This is a genomic window from Microbispora sp. H10830, from assembly GCF_014161375.1.
GTDB classification, from domain to species: domain Bacteria; phylum Actinomycetota; class Actinomycetes; order Streptosporangiales; family Streptosporangiaceae; genus Microbispora; species Microbispora catharanthi.
Window position 1 is genome coordinate 1 of sequence record NZ_JABBWX010000068.1, and the last position, 528, is coordinate 528.

Genomic DNA, 528 nt, shown 5'->3' on the forward strand with positions numbered 1-528 from the left:
GGATAATTTACGGAAGGGACGCTTTGCGAATGAAGCTCGGCACGCACGTCGCGCGTATCGGCATGTCGGTGGGTGGGGCACTCACTCTCGCATCGGCGGTCGCGTTCACGGCACCGGCCACAGCGGCAACCGCATCGACAGCCCCGTCTCCCACCCCCACAACCAGCTCGGCATCGACCAGCTCAACGGCCCTGCCATCCCTCCTACGCCGGCAGGCCCGCTCGGATGCGGAGTTGCGCGAGCAGATCGCACTACAGCTGAAGATCGCCCCAGGCGGCAAACAGACGAGCCCCAACGAGGTCTCGTACGACAACGGTAAGTTCGTAGTGACTTACGCCCTGCCCGAGCAGGTCGCCCTCGGCGTCGCCGACTGCCCGTCCGGCTGGTTCTGCTTCTACCAGGACATCAATTTCGGCTACCCGCGAGGCAAGCTTTCGGACTGCGGCACGCAGGACCTCGCACCATATGGCTGGAGAGACCGCATATCCTCGGCCGACAACAGCACGACCAACTCGGTCGAATACTGGG

The 528-nt window shown here is 64.0% G+C and carries 1 protein-coding gene; it reads left to right on the forward strand.

Translation table 11 applies throughout. The annotated features are described in order from the left end of the window. Positions 1-29: 29 nt before the first annotated feature. Positions 30-528, forward strand: a 499-nt coding sequence (locus HHX35_RS42440; RefSeq protein WP_182904253.1) for a peptidase inhibitor family I36 protein, incomplete at its 3' end; no start/stop codon positions are given.